General features: G+C 66.7%; 20 protein-coding genes and 1 pseudogene. 12 read left to right on the top strand and 9 right to left on the bottom strand.

What is annotated here, in order from left to right; translation table 11 throughout:
* Positions 1-54: 54 nt before the first annotated feature.
* The 5 genes from moaD to fdhD form a co-directional block, all read right to left on the bottom strand.
* The gene (moaD, locus tag BT264_RS14960) at positions 55-312 is read right to left on the bottom strand and encodes a molybdopterin converting factor subunit 1 (protein WP_047904135.1); all 258 of its coding nucleotides are present in this window, start codon (positions 310-312) and stop codon (positions 55-57) included.
* A gap of 58 nt (positions 313-370) precedes the next feature.
* The gene (locus BT264_RS14955; protein ID WP_072437796.1) at positions 371-943 is read right to left on the bottom strand and encodes a molybdenum cofactor biosynthesis protein MoaE; all 573 of its coding nucleotides are present in this window, start codon (positions 941-943) and stop codon (positions 371-373) included.
* A 46-nt stretch (positions 944-989) separates the two neighbouring features.
* Positions 990-2,114: a GTP 3',8-cyclase MoaA gene (gene moaA / locus BT264_RS14950; RefSeq protein WP_072437797.1), complete on the bottom strand. Its 1,125-nt coding sequence runs from the start codon at positions 2,112-2,114 to the stop codon at positions 990-992.
* A gap of 199 nt (positions 2,115-2,313) precedes the next feature.
* The gene (gene glp / locus BT264_RS14945) at positions 2,314-3,528 is read right to left on the bottom strand and encodes a molybdopterin molybdotransferase MoeA (protein WP_072437798.1); all 1,215 of its coding nucleotides are present in this window, start codon (positions 3,526-3,528) and stop codon (positions 2,314-2,316) included.
* On the bottom strand, positions 3,525-4,397 hold the full coding sequence (fdhD, locus tag BT264_RS14940; RefSeq protein ID WP_072437799.1) for a formate dehydrogenase accessory sulfurtransferase FdhD: 873 nt from the start codon (positions 4,395-4,397) through the stop codon (positions 3,525-3,527). Before fdhD ends, glp begins: the two co-directional genes overlap by 4 nt.
* 422 nt (positions 4,398-4,819) lie before the next feature.
* Between fdhD and BT264_RS14935 the strand changes: the two genes are divergently transcribed.
* The 4 genes from BT264_RS14935 to BT264_RS14920 all read left to right on the top strand — a co-directional run bounded on the left by BT264_RS14935 (position 4,820) and on the right by BT264_RS14920 (position 8,899).
* On the top strand, positions 4,820-6,220 hold the full coding sequence (locus tag BT264_RS14935) for a cytochrome ubiquinol oxidase subunit I (protein ID WP_072437800.1): 1,401 nt from the start codon (positions 4,820-4,822) through the stop codon (positions 6,218-6,220).
* Positions 6,221-6,222: 2 nt separating this feature from the next.
* Positions 6,223-7,230, top strand: coding sequence for a cytochrome d ubiquinol oxidase subunit II (gene cydB / locus BT264_RS14930; RefSeq protein WP_072437801.1), 1,008 nt, complete (start codon positions 6,223-6,225; stop codon positions 7,228-7,230).
* A gap of 163 nt (positions 7,231-7,393) precedes the next feature.
* Positions 7,394-8,314 carry a bestrophin family protein gene (locus BT264_RS14925; protein WP_072437802.1) on the top strand — a complete coding sequence of 307 codons (921 nt, stop codon included), beginning with the start codon at positions 7,394-7,396 and terminating at the stop codon, positions 8,312-8,314.
* Between the two features lie 198 nt (positions 8,315-8,512).
* Complete coding sequence (locus tag BT264_RS14920) at positions 8,513-8,899, top strand: VOC family protein (protein WP_072437803.1); 387 nt, start codon at positions 8,513-8,515, stop codon at positions 8,897-8,899.
* Between the two features lie 223 nt (positions 8,900-9,122).
* On the opposite strand, the gene trpS is transcribed toward BT264_RS14920, so the two are convergent.
* The 3 genes and pseudogenes from trpS to BT264_RS37435 form a co-directional block, all read right to left on the bottom strand.
* Positions 9,123-10,136, bottom strand: coding sequence for a tryptophan--tRNA ligase (trpS, locus tag BT264_RS14915; protein ID WP_072437804.1), 1,014 nt, complete (start codon positions 10,134-10,136; stop codon positions 9,123-9,125).
* Between the two features lie 209 nt (positions 10,137-10,345).
* Positions 10,346-10,501: a hypothetical protein gene (locus tag BT264_RS39190; RefSeq protein WP_175961797.1), complete on the bottom strand. Its 156-nt coding sequence runs from the start codon at positions 10,499-10,501 to the stop codon at positions 10,346-10,348.
* Between the two features lie 202 nt (positions 10,502-10,703).
* Positions 10,704-11,189: pseudogene (locus BT264_RS37435) on the bottom strand (HipA N-terminal domain-containing protein); the annotation flags it as partial.
* Between the two features lie 218 nt (positions 11,190-11,407).
* Here BT264_RS37435 and BT264_RS14900 point away from each other — a divergent pair.
* The 4 genes from BT264_RS14900 to BT264_RS14885 all read left to right on the top strand — a co-directional run bounded on the left by BT264_RS14900 (position 11,408) and on the right by BT264_RS14885 (position 13,559).
* Positions 11,408-12,058, top strand: a complete 651-nt coding sequence (locus BT264_RS14900; protein WP_072437806.1) for a hypothetical protein — start codon at positions 11,408-11,410, stop codon at positions 12,056-12,058.
* 93 nt (positions 12,059-12,151) lie between these two features.
* Entirely contained in the window at positions 12,152-12,484 is a 333-nt protein-coding gene (locus tag BT264_RS14895; protein ID WP_072437807.1) for a RebB family R body protein, read from the top strand.
* 185 nt (positions 12,485-12,669) lie between these two features.
* Entirely contained in the window at positions 12,670-13,038 is a 369-nt protein-coding gene (locus tag BT264_RS14890; protein WP_072437808.1) for a RebB family R body protein, read from the top strand.
* A 197-nt stretch (positions 13,039-13,235) separates the two neighbouring features.
* On the top strand, positions 13,236-13,559 hold the full coding sequence (locus BT264_RS14885; protein ID WP_072437809.1) for a RebB family R body protein: 324 nt from the start codon (positions 13,236-13,238) through the stop codon (positions 13,557-13,559).
* Positions 13,560-13,635: 76 nt separating this feature from the next.
* Here BT264_RS14885 and BT264_RS14880 read toward each other — a convergent pair whose 3' ends face one another.
* On the bottom strand, positions 13,636-14,520 hold the full coding sequence (locus tag BT264_RS14880; RefSeq protein ID WP_256260632.1) for a Crp/Fnr family transcriptional regulator: 885 nt from the start codon (positions 14,518-14,520) through the stop codon (positions 13,636-13,638).
* 196 nt (positions 14,521-14,716) lie between these two features.
* Here BT264_RS14880 and BT264_RS14875 point away from each other — a divergent pair, with 196 nt between their 5' ends.
* From BT264_RS14875 to BT264_RS14860, 4 genes are all read left to right on the top strand, one after another.
* A complete protein-coding gene (locus tag BT264_RS14875; RefSeq protein ID WP_072437811.1) occupies positions 14,717-15,274 on the top strand; it encodes an RNA polymerase sigma factor in 558 nt (185 codons plus the stop codon).
* A gap of 113 nt (positions 15,275-15,387) precedes the next feature.
* Entirely contained in the window at positions 15,388-15,681 is a 294-nt protein-coding gene (locus BT264_RS14870; protein WP_072437812.1) for a RebB family R body protein, read from the top strand.
* A 35-nt stretch (positions 15,682-15,716) separates the two neighbouring features.
* Positions 15,717-16,376: a hypothetical protein gene (locus BT264_RS14865; protein ID WP_256260631.1), complete on the top strand. Its 660-nt coding sequence runs from the start codon at positions 15,717-15,719 to the stop codon at positions 16,374-16,376.
* A gap of 159 nt (positions 16,377-16,535) precedes the next feature.
* Entirely contained in the window at positions 16,536-16,982 is a 447-nt protein-coding gene (locus BT264_RS14860) for a hypothetical protein (RefSeq protein ID WP_034184499.1), read from the top strand.
* Positions 16,983-16,997: the final 15 nt, after the last annotated feature.

Below are 16,997 nucleotides of genomic sequence, written 5' to 3'. Positions count from 1 at the left end.
GCGTGTGCTGCACGGGGCCGTCGACGTCGTGACGAATTGCGGCCCATCATCATGTCACCCGCCCGTCACCGGCGGAAAAAACGCCACTTCGCTATCTTCCCGCACGACGAAGCCGCCCGTCACCATCTCGAGATTGACGGCCGCCCGCACGGGCCGGTCCATCCGCAGCGCTTCGGCGCTGCGCGCGTCGCGCGCGGCCAGCGTGCTGCGCAGCGCATCGACGGTAAGTTCGCGCGCATCGATCTCGACGATTTCCTCGTCGGTATCGAGTTGCTCGCGAATGCTTGCAAAGTATTTGATTGTCAGTTTCATCGCGATGTCTTGAATGGAATCGGAATCGGCGGAATCGGAAAACGCGAAGCGGGCGCGGTCAGCCCCAGCGCCGCATTGCCTGGTCGTCGTGCGCCTTCGCCTCGACCCAGCCGGATTCGCCGTCGTGCCGGATCTCCTTCTTCCAGAACGGTGCGTGGGTCTTCAGGAAGTCCATCAGGAATTCGCATGCATCGAACGCGGACCCGCGATGCGCGGCAGCCACCACGACCAGCACGACCGCCTGGCCGAGCGGAATGCGCCCGACGCGGTGCACGATCCTGACCGCTTCGAGCCGCCAGCGCGCGCTGGCTTCCTCGACGATGCTCCACAGGGCCTGTTCGGTCATCGTCGGATAGTGCTCGACCTCGAGCGCGATGACGTCGTCGACGTCGCCTTCGTTACGCACGACACCGAGGAAATTCACGACCGCGCCGACATTCGGATTGCGAACGATCGGTGCTAGCTCGGCACCCGCGTCGATCGCAGCGTACTGCACGCGCACTTCGAAGCCGGCGGCAATCGCCGGCGGCGGCTCGGTGTTCGGCTCGGTGGCGTCGGCGGAATGGGAATGGCTGGCGGCGCGTAACGGATCGTCCGGCAGTCCGGCGCGGGATTCGGTGAAGCTCGTCATCACGGTTCTCCTGTAGGCGGTGCGCCCCGTATCGCGCGGCGGCCCGTCAGCCGCCGACGAGCGACATGCGCACGGTCGGATAGGTCTTGCCCGGCGCACGAGCCGGCCGTGCGGCCCGGCGCTCGGAATAGCGGTCGTCGCGCCGCGTCCAGCGATCGCGCACGGCGGCGGCGAGCGTGTCGACCGGCGCCGCGTCGTCGAGCCACGGCCGCAGGTCGGTGCCCTGGGTCGCGAACAGGCACGTATAAAGCTTGCCGTCGGCCGACACGCGTGCGCGCGAGCAGGTGCCGCAGAACGGATGCGACACGCTCGCGATGAAGCCGACCTCGCCGGCGCCGTCGATGTGCGCGCAACGGATCGCGGTCGCGTCGTGCCCCGGTTCGCCGACCAGCACGAGCGGATAGTGCTCGTCGATCAGCTCGCGCATCCGCGCGGCCGGCACGACCTTGTCGCCGGACCAGAAGCTCGCGCCGCCGACGTCCATGTATTCGATGAAGCGCACGGCCACGCCGCTATGCCGGAAGTGACGCACGAGCGGCAGGATCTGGTCGTCGTTCGCGCCGCGTTCGATCACCGCGTTGACCTTGACCGGCGCGAGCCCGGCCGCATGCGCGGCTTCGATGCCGGCCAGCACGCGCGACACGGGCACGTCGGCGTCGCTCATCCGGCGGAACACCGCATCGTCGAGCGCATCGAGGCTCACGGTCACGCGCGACAGCCCCGCGTCGCGCAGCGAGCGCGCCTTCGCGGCGAGCAGCGAACCGTTGGTCGTCAGCGCGATTTCGACGGGCTTGCCGTCGACGGTCGTCAGTGCCGCGAGCCGTTCGATCAGCGCCTCGAGATTGCGGCGCAACAGCGGCTCGCCGCCGGTGATGCGGATTTTTTCGACGCCGAGCGACGTGAACGCGCGTGCGATCTTTTCCAGTTGCGCGAACGACAGCCGCTCGGACGACGGCATGAATGCGTAGCCGGCGCCGAAGCTTTCGCGCGGCATGCAGTAGCCGCAGCGGAAATTGCATTGGTCGATGACGGACAGGCGCAGGTCGCGCAGCGGGCGGCCGAGCGTGTCGGTCGTGCGGGGAAAGGCGCCGGGCGATGCGCCGCCGGAGGATGCGGCGGCGGCCGGCGTGGCGGAAACGATGGCATTCACGATCGGGTCGTCGGCCTGCATGAAGTAAGCGGAGGGGCGTCGCCGATCGACCGCGTGCGTGCCGGCGTATCGGTGCACAGGTCGTGGCGAGCCTCATCGTGAGCATAGTCCGCCGGACTTTTGCGGCAGGGACACAATCGCGCCCGAATTGCAGGAATACAGTTCGCCGTACGGGGTGCGCGGCGAATGCGCGGCATCGGGCGGCTATCCGGCGTCGCGATCATGCGAGCCAATGCGCGAATTCGTAATACGGCACCGCGTCGCCGCGCGCGATGCGCTTCCCGGCCGGCAGCCGCGCGAGCCCGCTCGCCTGCACGAGCGATTGCAGCGTGCCGGCGCCTTGCTGCCGCAGCGTGTCGAGCACGGCCGAGCCGTCGGCGCCGATGGTCCGGCGCACGCGCACGAAGCGCTCGCGCTGCGCATCCGGCTCGAAGTCGATGTCGACCGGCAGCGACGGCACGATCGGCACGCACGCGTCGCGCCCCTGCAGGCAGCGGATCAGCGGTGCGACGAACAGCGCGAACGCCGTCATCGCGGCGCCCGGATTGCCGGGCAGCAGCACGACGGGCCGCGCGTCGAGCCGCGCGAGCGCGACCGGCTTGCCGGGTTTCATGCGCACGCCGCCGACGACGAACGATGCGCCGAGCGCGGCCAGCGCGGGGCGCAGCAGGTCCTTGTCGCCGGCCGACGCGCCGCCGACGCAGATCACCAGGTCGCAACACGCGTGCAGGTCGCGCAGCGCACGATCGACGGCGGGCGCCGTATCGGCCGCATGCAGGCTCATCGCAACGCCGGCACCGGTTCCCGATACCAGCGCGGCGAGCATCGGCGCATTGCTGTTGTAGATCTGCTGCGGCGCACGCGGTTGGCCGCACGCGACGAGTTCGTCGCCGGTCGTCAGGATGCCGACGCGCAGCGCCGGGCGCACGCCGATGCGCGCGAAACCTTGCGCGGCGGCCACGCCGACGTGCATCGCGCCCATCCGCACGCCGGCCGGCACGAGCAGGTCGCCGGCACGCACTTCCTCGCCCCGGCGGCGGATGTGCGAGCCGCTGCGCTGCGGCGCGTCGAATGCGACCCAGCCGTCCTGTTCGTGCGCATGCTCTTGCATCACGACGGTGTCGGCGCCGGGCGGAATCAGGCTGCCGGTGAAGATGCGTGCGGCCGTGCGCGCGGCCAGCGGCGCGGGCGTGTCGCCCGCATAGCAGCGCTGCGCGACGCGCAGCGGCTCGCCGTGCGCGAGATCCGCGTGACGCACGGCGTAGCCGTCCATCGCACTCTGGTCGGCCGGCGGCTGGTCGAGCACGGCGGTTAACGGTGCGGCCAGCACGTGGCCGGCCGCGTCCGCGACGGGCATGGAAACGACCGCGTCCGGCGGCGCGAACGCGCCGGCGAAATGCTGCTGGGCGGTGTCGAAATCGATCAGTTGTTTCATGACGAGAGAGCCGGATGCGCTTGCGAAAGCGCCGGTTGGTCGGGATGGGCGGCGTCGGGCGACACGTATTCGACGAAGCCGTCGTTGCGGCAGAAGCCGAGCAGCCGCACGCCGGCTTCGCGGGCGACGTCGATCGCCAGCGACGTCGGCGCCGAGATCGTCGCGATCATCGGGATGCCGACCCGCGCGGCCTTGCGCACCAGTTCGTAGCTCGCGCGGCTCGACAGGAACACGAAACCCGCGTGCAGGTCGGCGCGGCGCCGCGCGAGCCGGCCGATCAGCTTGTCGAGCGCGTTGTGGCGGCCGACGTCCTCGAACACGTCGAGCACGGCGCCGCCGCGGTCGCACCATGCGGCCGCGTGGATGCCGCCCGTCTCGCGCATCAGCGTCTGGTGGGCCGGCAACGCGCGCGCGGCGCGTGCGATCGCGTCGGCGCCGATGCTGGCGGCCGCGCCGGCGGCATCGATGCGCGGCGGGTGCAGATCGAGCTGCGCGATGCTTTCGATCCCGCATACGCCGCAGCCCGTGCGGCCGGCCAGCGCGCGGCGGTGCGCCTTCAGTGCCATGAACGCCTGCTGCGACACGGTGAGCCGCACTTCGGCGCTGCCGGGCCGGCATTCGCTCTCGATGTCGAACACGTCGGACGCGCGCTCGACGATGCCTTCGCTCAACGCGAAGCCGAGCCCGAACGCGTCGAGGTCGATCGGCGTCGCCATCATGACCGTGTGCGAGATGCCATTGAACACGAGTGCAACCGGCGTTTCGTCGACGACGCGATCGACGGTGTCGCGCGTTTCGCCGGCACGATGGCGCGTCACATGACACGCGGTGCTGCCGGTCGGATCGTCGCGGCGGGTGCAGGACTCCATGCGTTTTTCTCCAGGCGGATCGGCCGGCGTGCCGGCCGGGCCCGGCGCGTATGCCGGGCGACGGGAATCGATGCCGCCGGGCGGGCGCCGAGGGGCGCGCCGTCGCCGCGGGCAGGCGTTGCATCACATGGTAAGGGCGGTGAACAGCGCGCCGCAGGCACAGCGTCGCAACGCGGAAAGCAGTACAGCTCGCGACGCCCGGCGCCGGTTGTGTCTTTTCCGGACACACATCTTTGCCGGGACGGAAAGCACAGTTTCAGGACGCGTTCGCGCGATTGCGAGTATCGTGGCAAACGCGATATCGTCGTTCACGCTTCGATGCCATGCGAGCGATCGTTTGTGTTCGCATGTGTTGTCGCCAAGCCGTCGCGCGATTTCCTGCTTCGGGCGGACGTTCTCACAATCACGAGCAAATTACGGTCATGGAAATCTTCGATGCGTTCCATCTCGCACGATTGCAATTCGCGTTCACGGTGTCGTTCCACATCGTGTTTCCCGCGATCAGCATCGGCATGGCGAGCTTCCTGGCGGTGCTGGAATGGCGTTATCTCGTCACCGGCGACGCCGCCTACAAATCCATGTTCCAGTTCTGGTCGAAGATCTTTGCGATCGGCTTCGGGATGGGGGTGGTCTCCGGCGTCGTGATGGCATACGAGTTCGGCACGAACTGGGCCGGCTTCTCGCGCGTCGCGGGCAACATCACGGGGCCGCTGCTCACGTATGAAGTGCTGACGGCGTTCTTCCTCGAGGCCGGCTTCCTCGGCGTGATGCTGTTCGGCTGGCAACGCGTGAGCCCGCGCGCGCACTTCTTCGCGACGCTGATGGTCGCGGTCGGCACGCTGATCTCGACGTTCTGGATTCTCGCGTCGAACAGCTTCATGCAGACGCCGCAGGGCTACAAAATCGAGAACGGCCTCGTCGTGCCGGTCGACTGGTTCAAGATCATCTTCAATCCGTCGTTCCCGTATCGTCTCGTGCACATGACGATCGCGGCGTTCATCGTCGCGGGCTTCATCGTGGCCGCGTGCGGCGCGTGGCATCTGCTGAAGGGCCGCCGCGACGAGCCGGTGAAGCGCAGCTTCTCGATGGCGCTGTGGATGCTGCTGCTGCTCGCGCCGATCCAGATCGTCGTCGGCGACGCGCACGGGCTCAACACGCGCGAATATCAGCCGGCGAAGATCGCGGCGATCGAGGGGCTGTGGGAAACCGAGAAGGGCGGCACCGCGCTGAACCTCGTCGGGCTGCCCGACATGCAGGCCGAAACCACACGCTATGCGATCCAGGTGCCGCACCTCGGCAGCCTGATCCTCACGCACAGCTGGGATGGCGAAATCCGCGGGCTGAAGGAGTTCCCGCCGCAGGACCGCCCGTATTCGCCGATCGTGTTCTGGACGTTCCGGATCATGGCGGGCCTCGGGATGCTGATGCTGCTGACCGCGCTGCTCGGGCTGCTGCTGAGAAAGGGCGGGCGCCTGTATGAAACGCGCTGGTTCCAGTGGTTCGTGGTGGGCATGGGGCCGTCGGGCATCGTCGCGCTGCTGGCCGGCTGGATCACGACCGAGGTCGGACGGCAGCCGTGGACCGTGTACGGCGTGCTGCGCACCGTCGATTCGGTCGCGCCGCTCAGCGCGCAGCAGGTCGGCGTGTCGCTGCTGATCTTCGTGGTCGTGTATTTCCTGGTGTTCGGAACGGGTATCTATTACATGATGAAACTGATGAAGCGCGGGCCGGCCGCCCAGGCCGGGTACATCGAGCTGCACCGGCATCCGGGGCTGCGCAAGAGCGCGCTGTCCACGCCGCTGAACGTCACCGAAGCGGAGTAACCATGCAAATCGATCTTCCTGTCGTCTGGGCCGCGATCATCGGCCTCGGCGTGTTCATCTACGTGATGCTGGACGGCTTCGATCTCGGCATCGGCCTGCTGTTCCCGTTCTTCGATGCGAAGTCCGAGCGGCAAGTGATGCTCGACACCGTCGCGCCGGTGTGGGACGGCAACGAGACGTTCCTGGTGCTCGGCGGCGCGGGGCTCTACGGCGCGTTCCCGGTCGTGTATTCGACGCTGCTGCCCGCGAATTACCTGCCGCTGGTGCTGATGCTGGTCGGGCTGATCTTCCGCGGCGCGGCGTTCGAACTGCGTGCGAAGGCGACTCGCACGCAACACATGTGGGATCTCGCGTTCATCGGCGGCTCCGCGCTCGCGGCGTTCTGCCAGGGGATCGTGCTCGGTTCGCTGCTGCAGGGCATCAAGATCGAGAACAACCAGTTCGCGGGCGGGCCGTTCGACTGGCTGTCGCCGTTCAGCCTGCTCTGCGGGATCGGCGTGCTCGTCACGTATGCGACGCTCGGCTGCGGCTGGCTGATCCTGAAGGTCGACGGCGAACTGCAGCGCAAGATGCGGCTGCTGATGAAGCCGCTCGCGGGTGTGTTGCTCGCCGTGATGGCCGTCGTCAGCCTGTGGACCGTAATCGGCTTGCCGGCCGTCGCGCACCGCTGGTTCGGCAGCGGCAACCTCGGCTGGTTCCTGCCGGTGCCGGTCCTCGTCGTCGCGTGCGTGTGGGGTATCTTCCACACGGTGAAGCGCCAGCACGAGGCCACGCCGTTCCTGCTGACGCTCGCACTCGTGTTCCTCGGCTACACGGGGCTCGTGATCAGCATCTGGCCGAACATCGTGCCGCCGTCGCTGACGATCTGGGACGCGTCGTCGAGCCATTCGAGCCAGCTGTTCGCGCTCGTCGGCACGGTGATCGTGCTGCCGATCATCCTCGTGTACAACGCGATGCAGTACCGCGTGTTTCGCGGCAAGGTGCGCGAGGGCGACATCGGCTATCACTGAGCGGCGCGCGATGTGACGGGGCGTGGCGGACGTGGGCGTATCATCGCGCGCAGCGCGGCCCCGGCACGTCCCCTGCCCGAAAGCGGCCCGCCACGCGCGGGCCGTTGCACATCGGGTGCGGGCGTTCCGTGTTGCGTATTCCTTTGTCAGTCGAGAAACAACCATGATCGTCAGACCACGACAAAACTGGCTCAGGATGCTGTTCGTCTGGAACGGCTCCGTGCTGCAATCGATCATTCCGCAACTGGTGTTCATGGCGATCGTCAGCACGCTGGCGGTCTTCACGAACGGGCGCATCTTCGGCGAGAAGATTCCGCTCAACACCGCGCCGTTCACGCTGTTCGGGCTCGCGCTCGCGATCTTCCTCGCGTTTCGCAACAACGCGAGCTTCGAGCGCTTCAAGGAGGCGCGGCATCTGTGGGGCAACCTGCTGATCGCGGCGCGCAACGTGACGTCGCAACTGAATCGCTACCTGCCCGACAGCGTCGGCGATGCCGAGCGCAACCGGCTCGCCGATCTGCTGATCGCGTTCACGTATGCGCTGAAGCATCAGCTGCGCCATACCGATCCGACCGAAGACCTGCAGCGCATCCTCGGCGCGGAGCGTGCCGGCGCGCTCGCACGCAAATGCTTCAAGCCGGTCGCGATCCTCGACGAGCTGCGCGGCGGCATTGTCCGCGCGCTGGGCCGCGCGCCCGGCAGCGACGCGACGTGCTGGATGTTCGAGACGCAGCTCGACGAACTGGGCAAGTCGGTGGGTGGTTGCGAGCGCATCCTGTCGACGCCGATCCCGTTCTCGTACAGCGTGCTGCTGCACCGCACGGTGTATGCGTACTGCGTGCTGCTGCCGTTCGGCCTCGTCGATTCGACGGAGTTCTTCACGCCGTTGATCTGCGTGTTCATCTCGTACACGCTGATCGCACTCGAAGCGATCGCGAACGAGGTCGCCGAACCGTTCGGCCTCGCGCCGAATGCGCTCGCGCTCGATGCGATGACGCGCACGATCGAGCGGTCGGTGCTCGAGCTGGGCGATCGGCCGATGCCGGAGGAGTTCGTGCCGGCGTCGACGTACCAGATCACGTAAGCGGGCACGCGCAACGCGTCGGTTATTCGCGGTGATCGGCGACGATTTCGACGGCTGCCTGCACAAGCGGATCGACGGCGGTTATGCGTTTGTCATTGATTTCGACGAAGAATAGCGGCACGGGCGTTGCCTGTTATCGATGATGCAGCGTGACCGTACGAACGGCGGTTGCCGATTGCCGCTTCAGGAGGGATTGAAATGCGAATCTACGTGACGAGTATTTTTGTCGACGATCAGGACAAGGCGTTGACGTTCTATACCGACAAGCTCGGCTTCAGGCTGAAGAACAACATCCCGGTGGGCGACTACCGCTGGCTGACCGTCGTGTCGAAGGACCAGCCGGACGGCACCGAGTTGTTGCTCGAGCCGAGCAACCATCGTGCGGTCGGACCTTACAAACAGGCGCTGTATGAAGACGGCATTCCGGCGGCGTCGTTCCAGGTCGACGATCTCGATGGCGAGTTCGCATGGCTTACCGCACACGGTGTGCGCTTCACGCTGGAGCCGATGGACGCGGGGCCCGTACGCGTCGCCGTGATCGACGATACGTGCGGGAACCTCATTCAACTGATGCAGATGAAGTAACGCGTTGCGCGGGCCTGATCAGCCGGCCGATCGTTTCCGCTGGCCTCATGGTGTCGCGGGCGGGCGTGGCTGACGGGGAAACGATAGCGGGTGCGAACGGGCATGACGGCGCCGATCGGTGGCTGACCGCCTGCGGGGCGGCCTTGCGCCGTCCGGAGCCTGACAAGCCGCTCCGGCTTTCCGCCGCGCGTCGTCCTCGCACCGCGTTTGCCGCCTGCGCCGCTCAATCGAAATACGTGAGCCCCAGCGCGCCCTTCACCTCCGCGAGCGTCGCACCCGCGACTTCCCGCGCGTGCAACGTGCCGCGCTTCAGGATCGCCATTACCTCGGCCTTGTCGGCCTCGAACTCGCGGCGGCGCGTGCGGATCGGCTCGATCAGTGCCTGCAGCCGCTCGTTCAGCACGCGCTTGACGACGCTGTCGCCGAGCCCGCCGCGGCGATAGTGCGCCTTCAGCTCGTCGACCGTCTGCACATCCGGCTCGAACGCGTCGAGGAACGTGAACACGACGTTGCCCTCGACCTGGCCGGGGTCGCTCACGCGCAGGTGGTTCGGATCTGTATACATGTCCTTCACGGCCTGCGCGATCTCGTCCGGCGTCGCGCCGAGCGTGATTGCATTGCCGAGCGACTTGCTCATCTTCGCCTTGCCGTCGATGCCCGGCAGCCGTGTGACCGACGACAGCACGGCCTCGCATTCGACCAGCACCGGCTGCTCGACGGTCGCGTTGAAGCGGCGCACGAGTTCGTTGGTCTGTTCGATCATCGGCAATTGATCGTCGCCGACAGGTACATGCGTTGCCTTGAACGCAGTGATGTCGGCGGCCTGGCTCACCGGGTAGGTCAGGAAGCCGGCCGGGATGTCGCGCTCGAAGCCGCGCAGGCGGATCTCTTCCTTGATGGTCGGATTGCGTTCGAGGCGCGCGACCGTGACGAGGTTGAGCAGGTATTGCGACAGCTCGGCGAGCTCGGGCACCTGTGACTGCACGACGATCGTCGAGATCGCCGGATCGATGCCGACGGCGAGATAGTCGAGCGCGACCTCGATCACGTTCTCGGTGACGCGCTGGCGGCGGCCCATGTTGTCGGTCAGCGCCTGCGTATCGGCGAGCAGCAGGAATTGCCGCGCTTCGTGCTGCATCTGCACGCGCGCGCGCAGCGAGCCGATGTAGTGGCCGAGATGCAGCGGGCCGGTGGTGCGGTCGCCGGTGAGGATGGTCGGGCGGTTCGGGTGGGTCATGGTGGTCGTTGGCTCCGGGTTGTCGAAGCAGCCAGCCATGATGTCGGCGCTGAAACGCAAATGCCGCCATGGCTGGCGGCATCACGTTTGGGACATGCAAAAGGAAACGGGCCGCCTGGGTCAGGCGCGCCACCAGCAATGCAGGTTCGGCAGGGCAGGTTTGGTTTCCATCGCGAAAGTATAACGCAGCGCGGTGACGGCCATGCGCGTCAGCGCAACACCGATTCCATTGCGAGGTACGCGGTTTCGGCGGACGGCCACAGCAGGTACAGCAGGCCGGCCATCAGCAGCAGCGCGCCCGCGCGCACCAGCGGCGTGCGGTCTTTGTCGCGCGGGGAGGGGATGGGCGGATTCGGTTTCTTCATGCTTGCAGGCGCGCGATGCGCCACTCCAACGGTTACTGCAACGGGTCGAGCGGGGCGACGCCGGGGTGTTGCGGGGTTCAACGGGGCTGGGGCGCGGTTGGCGCACCGAGTCGCCTGGGCGCGACTGCGGGGTTGACCGGTCGCGGGGCATTAAAAAAGGGACGGTTGAACGTCCTGTGGCTGCCGTCCATGCCGAGGCGACGGGCATCCTACCAGTTCGGCAGTCCGGCCACAGGCAAGAATTGTCGGGGATGGGCGCGGCCGTCGGCTCGCTGCCCATCTGCTCGAAAAGCGCGTAGCCCGGCGTCGCCGCGCAACATCGACAGCAGCTTCTGCCGTGCGTCGGCCAGTGACGCACTCTTCGGCGCGGTCTTCAGCGCACACTCGGGCATCTTCTGGATGCGGCGTTCAAGCTCGTCGAGCGAAAGTGGCTGCGTGCTGCCGCCGCTTCCCGCTCGCCTTCGGCGCGCAGCGTGAGCGCGCCGGCCGATTCGCGTCCGAAGTATGCGAGCAGGCTCCAGGCGTAGCCTGCGTCTCCTTTCGCCTCGCGCGCGAGCGACATGCGCCTCCCTTCCTCGGGCAGCAGATGGTCGAAGAACCGCTGGACCGGGCGATCGGTCGATGTATCGATGCACGCTTCCACGCGCAGCCCGAACGTCGGCGACATCCGGTACCCGACACACGCAGCCGGCGCGAGCCGGCGACCGACTTCACAGACCCGTCGCACGGTTCGTCCCTGCAGCAGTCCTGCCGAAATTTCCGGCAAGGCCGTCGCGCATCCATTTCCCGGAGAACACCATGCGATATCCATTGCAGCACGTCGACCAAGGCGCGTCGGCGCTGCGTCCATCCGAACCCGAACCGCACGCACCGGCGCCGCGGGCGGACATCGAGGAGGTGTGAGCCATGAGCAGCGAAGCACTCGACCCCCTGTTGAGGCAGTTCGCAGAGAAGCGCTTGGGACGGCCCCTCGAGCCGGGCGAAGAACAGGCGCTGCTGGAGCGGCTGCCGGGCAGGCACGGGAACCAGCCGGCGCCGGCCGCCGGCACGGCCAAGCAGGCGAGCGCCGCGAACCCGCCATTGCCGCGGTTGAAAACCCGGCAGGAGGCGCGCGAGCAGGTCAAGCATTTTCTGCAGCTCAACCAGCAGAAGGCGTACGAGAAGATGCGCGGCATCCTGCAGACGATCGACGCGCAGAACGAGACGACCCTCGGCATGCTGGCGTCGGAACAGCAGAAAGTGTCCGGCGTACTCGACGCGCACGAGCCGCCGGGCGACGCGCAGGCATCCGGCACGGCGGACATCCAGGACAGCACCCGCCAGGCGCTGGCGATGATCGGCGAACAGCTGACGGGCCTCATCCGGCAGGAAATCGACACCTGCTTCCGGCAATACGTCGATTCGCTCGCCGACCGGCTCGCCGTACGGCTCGACGCGATAGACGGCCGGCTGCAAAGCGTCGGCGCCGGTCCGACCGAACGGTCCGAACCGACCGCGCCGGGTGCTGCCGCCACCGCCGCCGTTCACGATACCGCCGGCCCAGCGTCCATGGAGTAGCACGCGGGTCATGCGGCGAAGTCGAGCGGCTGGACGCGAAACCGGCCGGCCCCGATGTGCGATCTCTCAACTACGTGAATCAAGGAGCAAAAAATGAGTGATAAGTGTCAAGTGTGCCAGGTCAATCCTGCGATTACCGATGCCGTCACGCAGGTCAACGTCAAGGTGGTCGCCGAGGCGCCGGCAATGGCGATGGGCTCGCTGTACCAGGCCCAGAGCCATTCGCTCAGCATCCTGTTCGAGAACGCGGTGCAGCAGCAGTCGCAGGCCGCGATCCAGTCGCAGACGTCGACGAACGTGGGGACGATGCAGCTCTACACGATCGGGCCGGAAAGCGCGGGTGCGGCCGCCACGGAAATCGGCTCGAACGGGATCATCTCCCTGCTGGCCGACGTGATCGCGATTGGCAAGGCGGTGACCCCCTAAGGGGTCAACGCCGTAGTCGAGCGGCGGCGCAAGCGGCACGAGCCGCCCATGCCGCCGCCGTGCCGCGGATCCGCAGCACGGCCGCCGGCACCTGAACAGCGGTGCCGCGCAGTGTTCCGGAGCAACCGACAGAACGGGCCGAGCCAATTCGATGCGGCGCCCGTTCGCAAACCAGGAGAAATACGATGCCAAATGACGCAAACGCCGACAACAAGGACCCGAAGGACCCCTGCGACTGCAAGACGTGCACGGTCAATGCCGCGATCACCGACGCGGTCACGCAGACCAACGTCAAGGTGGTGGGCGAAGCGCCCGCGATGGCAACGGGCTCGCTGTACCAGGCCCAGAGCCATTCGCTCAGCGTGCTGTTCGAGAACGCCGTGCAGCAGCAGTCGCAGGCCGCGGTCCAGCTGCCGACCTCGACGAACGTGGGCACGATGCAGCTCTACACGCTCGGGCCGGCGAGCGCCGGCGCCGCCGCGACGGAAATCGGCTCGAGCGGCGTGATTTCCGTGCTGGCTGATGTGCTCGCGCTCGGCAAGGCGCTTGTCTGACGCGTAACCCGGCGTCGACGCCGGGCGGCGGCCTCGATCCAGGTGGCTGCCGCCCGGCGCCCGGCGACGTGTCGACGCCCGCGACGGCGAGCGAGCACGCCGCATCGACGGCACCGTGCGGCGCGGCGTCGCCGACCAACCCACTCATGCTTTCGCCGTGACTGCGCCGTAGCGGCGAGCAAACCAGGAGTAACGACATGACGGAACAGGTTTCCGCCGCGATTACCGATGCAGTCACGCAAGCCAACGTCAAGGTGGTGGGCGAAGCCCCGGCCGTGGCCTTGGGCACGCTCATGCAGTCGAACAGCCATGCGTCCGCGATCCTGCTTCACAACGCGGTGCAGATGCAGGCGAACCAGGCGGCGTCCAACCTCGCCGCCACGACCGTCGGCATCATGCAGCTCTATGCCGGCTCGCCGGTGGCGGCGGCCGCCGCGGCGCGCTCGGCGAACGACAACTTTGCGTCGCAGCTGGCCGCCATCGCACAGTTGATGAACGCCATCAGCCACTGGCGCGGCTGACCTTCACCGCGCGCCGTGCAACCCGGCGCGCGCAACCTCCCCGCGCCGCGGCACGACGCATGAGCTTGCCGGGGCATCAATTGGTGTCGGCGATGTAGCGGAGCTGCTCCGGTTTTTCGATCGTCACACCGTGCTCGTGAAGCCGGATCAGGCCGTCGCGCTGCATCCTCTGCAGGCTGCTGTTCAGTCGCGGCCGGCTGACGTTGAGCATCGCAGCCAGGATGCTCTGGTTCTCCGGCAGCGGCACCTCGAGATCGTTCCCTTGCATGCGGTTCAGCAGATGGCGCGCGAGCCTTGCTTCGAGCCGGTACAGGCACGCCGACTCGACGAAGTCGCTCAGCTGATGGATGTGCCGGCACAGCTGCTCGTGGATGCGCTCCATGAAATCCGCGTTGGCCAGCAGCGGCGCGAAGTACTGGCGATGCAGCAGCGAAATGCGGCAGTCGGGGCTCAACTGCGCTGTGAAGCTGCGCCGGTGTGCGCGGATCAGCGTGCTTTCGCCGATGAGTTCCCCCGGCACCGAGTGGCCGAGAATGATTTCGCGTCCGCCGGGTTCGTGCAGCGTCATGTAGACGCGGCCGCGGTGCACGAAGGCGACGAAATCTCCCGGATCGCCCTTGAAGAACAGCAGGCGATTGCCGTGTTCGGGCCAGGGCGTGACATGCCGCTCGATATGAGCCAGCAGGCTTTCCGGTAGATCGGTGAGTATCGGTATATTGCGCAGCGTTTGAACGTTAGCAAGGGCAGGCATGTTTTCCGTGCGAGGTTGTTTGACGATGCGGCCACCTAGCGAAAAACGCTGCCTTTGGCACTGCGTGAAAAATGAACAATGAAGATAGCCAGATAATCGGCAAGCAATCCGGATATGGCGGCACTTCGGTGGCAAGGACGCTTGGTCGATCGACGCGGATAGCAGCGCGCGGCTCGCGAACACGTCGCGGCGGCAGTCGTTCTTTTTCATCGCAATGCCGTTATTCACGCCCGGCGGCGCGCCTGAAACGACGGATGGGGCTATGCCGGGGGATTAAAATTTCCGTTCATAATAATCAAGAAAATTTACCGAAACCGATTATCTTGATAACGGTGTTACGCGGGTAACAGCGCCATTCGCGGCATCGAATCGATTCTGTGTTTTCCATGAAAAAGGAAGGCACGGGATGACAACCTCGAACCAGCACGCTGCCCCGACGCCTGAGTCACCGGCGCAGCAGCTCGATCGCACGTGGCGGGAAATGCAGGGGAAATTGCGGCGCCGCGCGCGCCTGCTGTGCAAGGGCGATGTTTACCGTGCCGACGAACTGCTCTCCGATACCGCACTCAAGGTCCACATTTACCTGCAGCGTTCGCCCGAGCGCGTTCAGAACCTGGCCGGCTTTCTCTTTCTGGCACTGAACCATGCGTTCCTCGATGGCGCGCGCCGCCGTCTCCGCGAAAGCGGCAGGCTCGAATTCGACCCGGACTGGGACGACGATCACACCGTCGAGCTGGCTGGCCACGCGCCGTCGATGGAGCAGCAACTGCTGCTCCGGCAGCTGCTGCTGCGTCTCGAGCAGGCGCTGTCCACGCTCCCGCAGCAGCAGCAGATGCTGTTCACGCTGAAGTTCGAGGAGGACCGCCCCTATCTGCACATCGCGGCGACGCTCGGGATCAACGAGCCGCTCGCCAGAAAGCGTGTCGAGCTGCTGCGCAAGAAGTTGCGCGAGGAACTCGCCTGAGCACGTTCACGAACGCGGGCACGCAGCGTTCCTAACGGCATGCGCGGCGTCGATGGCCTGCCGGCCCGCCGTTCCTTCAATCGCATGCCGGAGCCGAGATCCGAGGAGGCCTCGTGGCAGACAAAGTCAATGAGCAGGTTACCGACGCGCTGACGCAGACCAATGTCAGCGTCGTCGCGGGATCGCCGGCCCAGGCGCTGGGCACGCTTTACCAGATGTTCAGCCAGGCCGTCGGCATCTCGGCGCAGAACATGACGCAGCAGCAGGCGGCGCTGAACCAGATTTCGAACGCCGTCGTGTCGAAGGCGGTGGCCATGATCCTGTCCGTCGAAGCATCGCCGAAGGGGGCCTCGGGCGGCGCCGCGCATGCCCCGACGGCCGGGCCGCAGACGGGTTCCACGCATTAGGACGCGCTGACTCTCGGGATACCTGAACCATGAACATGAAAGGCATTTTGGGCGGGCGCGGCGACGGCGTGCCGCAGACACCGCAAACACCGCAAACACCGCAAACACCGCAAACACCGCAAACACCGCAAACACCGCGCGATGTCGCAGACGCCGCAGCCGAAGCAACGACGCCGGCCGATGTCGCGCCGAACACCGCGGCGTCGAAGGCCGGCGCGCGTACGTGGCCGATCAACCGGCTGCGCAGGCTCACCGATGCGCTGAAGGCGCCGAACCAGATCGCCGATACGGCCGGGTCAGGCGGTTCGGCGCTGCAGACCGTGCAGGCGATCAACGCGGAAGCCGCGTCCTACGCGACGACGCAGATCGCCGTCGGCCCGAACATGATGATCACGCAGGCGGGCGGCATGGTCGCGCAGGCGGCGGCCAACTACTTCGAGGCGTCGACGTCGCTGGCGATCGCGGGCAAGAGCGTGCTGATGAAGGATCTGGCGCAGAAGACCATCGACGAGAACGTGCCCGGGATGGCGATGGATGCGATGGGCCTGCTGTTGACGGACCTGTTCGTCGCGACCGCGGCGATCGTCGCGGGCGCCGCGGAGGCGATCGAAGGGGAGGCCGCGAGCGTCGCGCTCGACAAGATCGACGAGAGCCTGCAGAAGTATCAGGCGCTGCTGGACAAGAAGGGCACGTAGAGCGCGACCGCGCGCGCAGTGGCAAGGAATCAACCGACACGACCCGCCGGGCCATCAGGCCGGATGCGGGATGTGAGCGGCGGGACCGACGCGCGTCCGTTTTCCCGGACAGGTCGCGGCCCCGCCACCGGCAGTCCCATCGAGTCAAATGAGGAACCCATGCCCTACGACATTCACAACGTACAAGGTCCCGCGCCGCTGGCGGTTGGCGAGCGCATCTGGGGCGATGCGGCGGAAATCGATTTCGGCGCGATGACGAGCTGCATCGCGCTCGTCGAGCAGACGCCGGGCCAGCCGACGTCGGTGCGCGCAATCCATCTGTCGATCGTCAGCGGCGACGGCACGAAGGTTTACGATCCGTCGGCGAACGTGGCCGGGCAGGTCGAGACGATCATGCAGCAGAGCGGCGACCTGCGTACCTGCCTCGGGCGCATCGATCTCTGGCAGGCCAGCCAGCAGCAACAGCTGCAGGATTTCTTCGCCGCGCTGATGCTGAGCCTCGACATGCAAAACTGGGTGCAGGTGCCGGACGGCAACCTGCGGGTGCGGATCAACGGCGGCGTGATCCAGTATCAGAAGGGCACCGGTCCATGGACCAACGCGTAGCCGGCACAGTACGGG

The organism is Burkholderia sp. NFPP32 (assembly GCF_900119325.1).
In the GTDB taxonomy this organism is placed as follows: Bacteria; Pseudomonadota; Gammaproteobacteria; order Burkholderiales; family Burkholderiaceae; genus Burkholderia; species Burkholderia pyrrocinia_C.
Note: the sequence above shows the minus strand (reverse complement) of the source record. Positions and strands in the feature narration are given on the sequence as shown.

Coding starts and splice junctions, on each gene's coding strand:
- glp (WP_072437798.1), bottom strand. CDS start 3,528: ATGAAACAACTGATCGATTTCGACACCGCCCAGCAGCATTTCGCCGGC.
- BT264_RS14895 (WP_072437807.1), top strand. CDS start 12,152: ATGAGTGATAAGTGTCAAGTGTGCCAGGTCAATCCTGCGATTACCGAT.
- BT264_RS14955 (WP_072437796.1), bottom strand. CDS start 943: ATGACGAGCTTCACCGAATCCCGCGCCGGACTGCCGGACGATCCGTTA.
- BT264_RS14865 (WP_256260631.1), top strand. CDS start 15,717: ATGAAAGGCATTTTGGGCGGGCGCGGCGACGGCGTGCCGCAGACACCG.
- BT264_RS14860 (WP_034184499.1), top strand. CDS start 16,536: ATGCCCTACGACATTCACAACGTACAAGGTCCCGCGCCGCTGGCGGTT.
- BT264_RS14900 (WP_072437806.1), top strand. CDS start 11,408: ATGAGCAGCGAAGCACTCGACCCCCTGTTGAGGCAGTTCGCAGAGAAG.
- BT264_RS14880 (WP_256260632.1), bottom strand. CDS start 14,520: ATGAAAAAGAACGACTGCCGCCGCGACGTGTTCGCGAGCCGCGCGCTG.
- fdhD (WP_072437799.1), bottom strand. CDS start 4,397: ATGGAGTCCTGCACCCGCCGCGACGATCCGACCGGCAGCACCGCGTGT.
- moaA (WP_072437797.1), bottom strand. CDS start 2,114: ATGCAGGCCGACGACCCGATCGTGAATGCCATCGTTTCCGCCACGCCG.
- trpS (WP_072437804.1), bottom strand. CDS start 10,136: ATGACCCACCCGAACCGCCCGACCATCCTCACCGGCGACCGCACCACC.
- BT264_RS39190 (WP_175961797.1), bottom strand. CDS start 10,501: ATGAAGAAACCGAATCCGCCCATCCCCTCCCCGCGCGACAAAGACCGC.
- moaD (WP_047904135.1), bottom strand. CDS start 312: ATGAAACTGACAATCAAATACTTTGCAAGCATTCGCGAGCAACTCGAT.
- cydB (WP_072437801.1), top strand. CDS start 6,223: ATGCAAATCGATCTTCCTGTCGTCTGGGCCGCGATCATCGGCCTCGGC.
- BT264_RS14925 (WP_072437802.1), top strand. CDS start 7,394: ATGATCGTCAGACCACGACAAAACTGGCTCAGGATGCTGTTCGTCTGG.
- BT264_RS14875 (WP_072437811.1), top strand. CDS start 14,717: ATGACAACCTCGAACCAGCACGCTGCCCCGACGCCTGAGTCACCGGCG.
- BT264_RS14920 (WP_072437803.1), top strand. CDS start 8,513: ATGCGAATCTACGTGACGAGTATTTTTGTCGACGATCAGGACAAGGCG.
- BT264_RS14885 (WP_072437809.1), top strand. CDS start 13,236: ATGACGGAACAGGTTTCCGCCGCGATTACCGATGCAGTCACGCAAGCC.
- BT264_RS14935 (WP_072437800.1), top strand. CDS start 4,820: ATGGAAATCTTCGATGCGTTCCATCTCGCACGATTGCAATTCGCGTTC.
- BT264_RS14890 (WP_072437808.1), top strand. CDS start 12,670: ATGCCAAATGACGCAAACGCCGACAACAAGGACCCGAAGGACCCCTGC.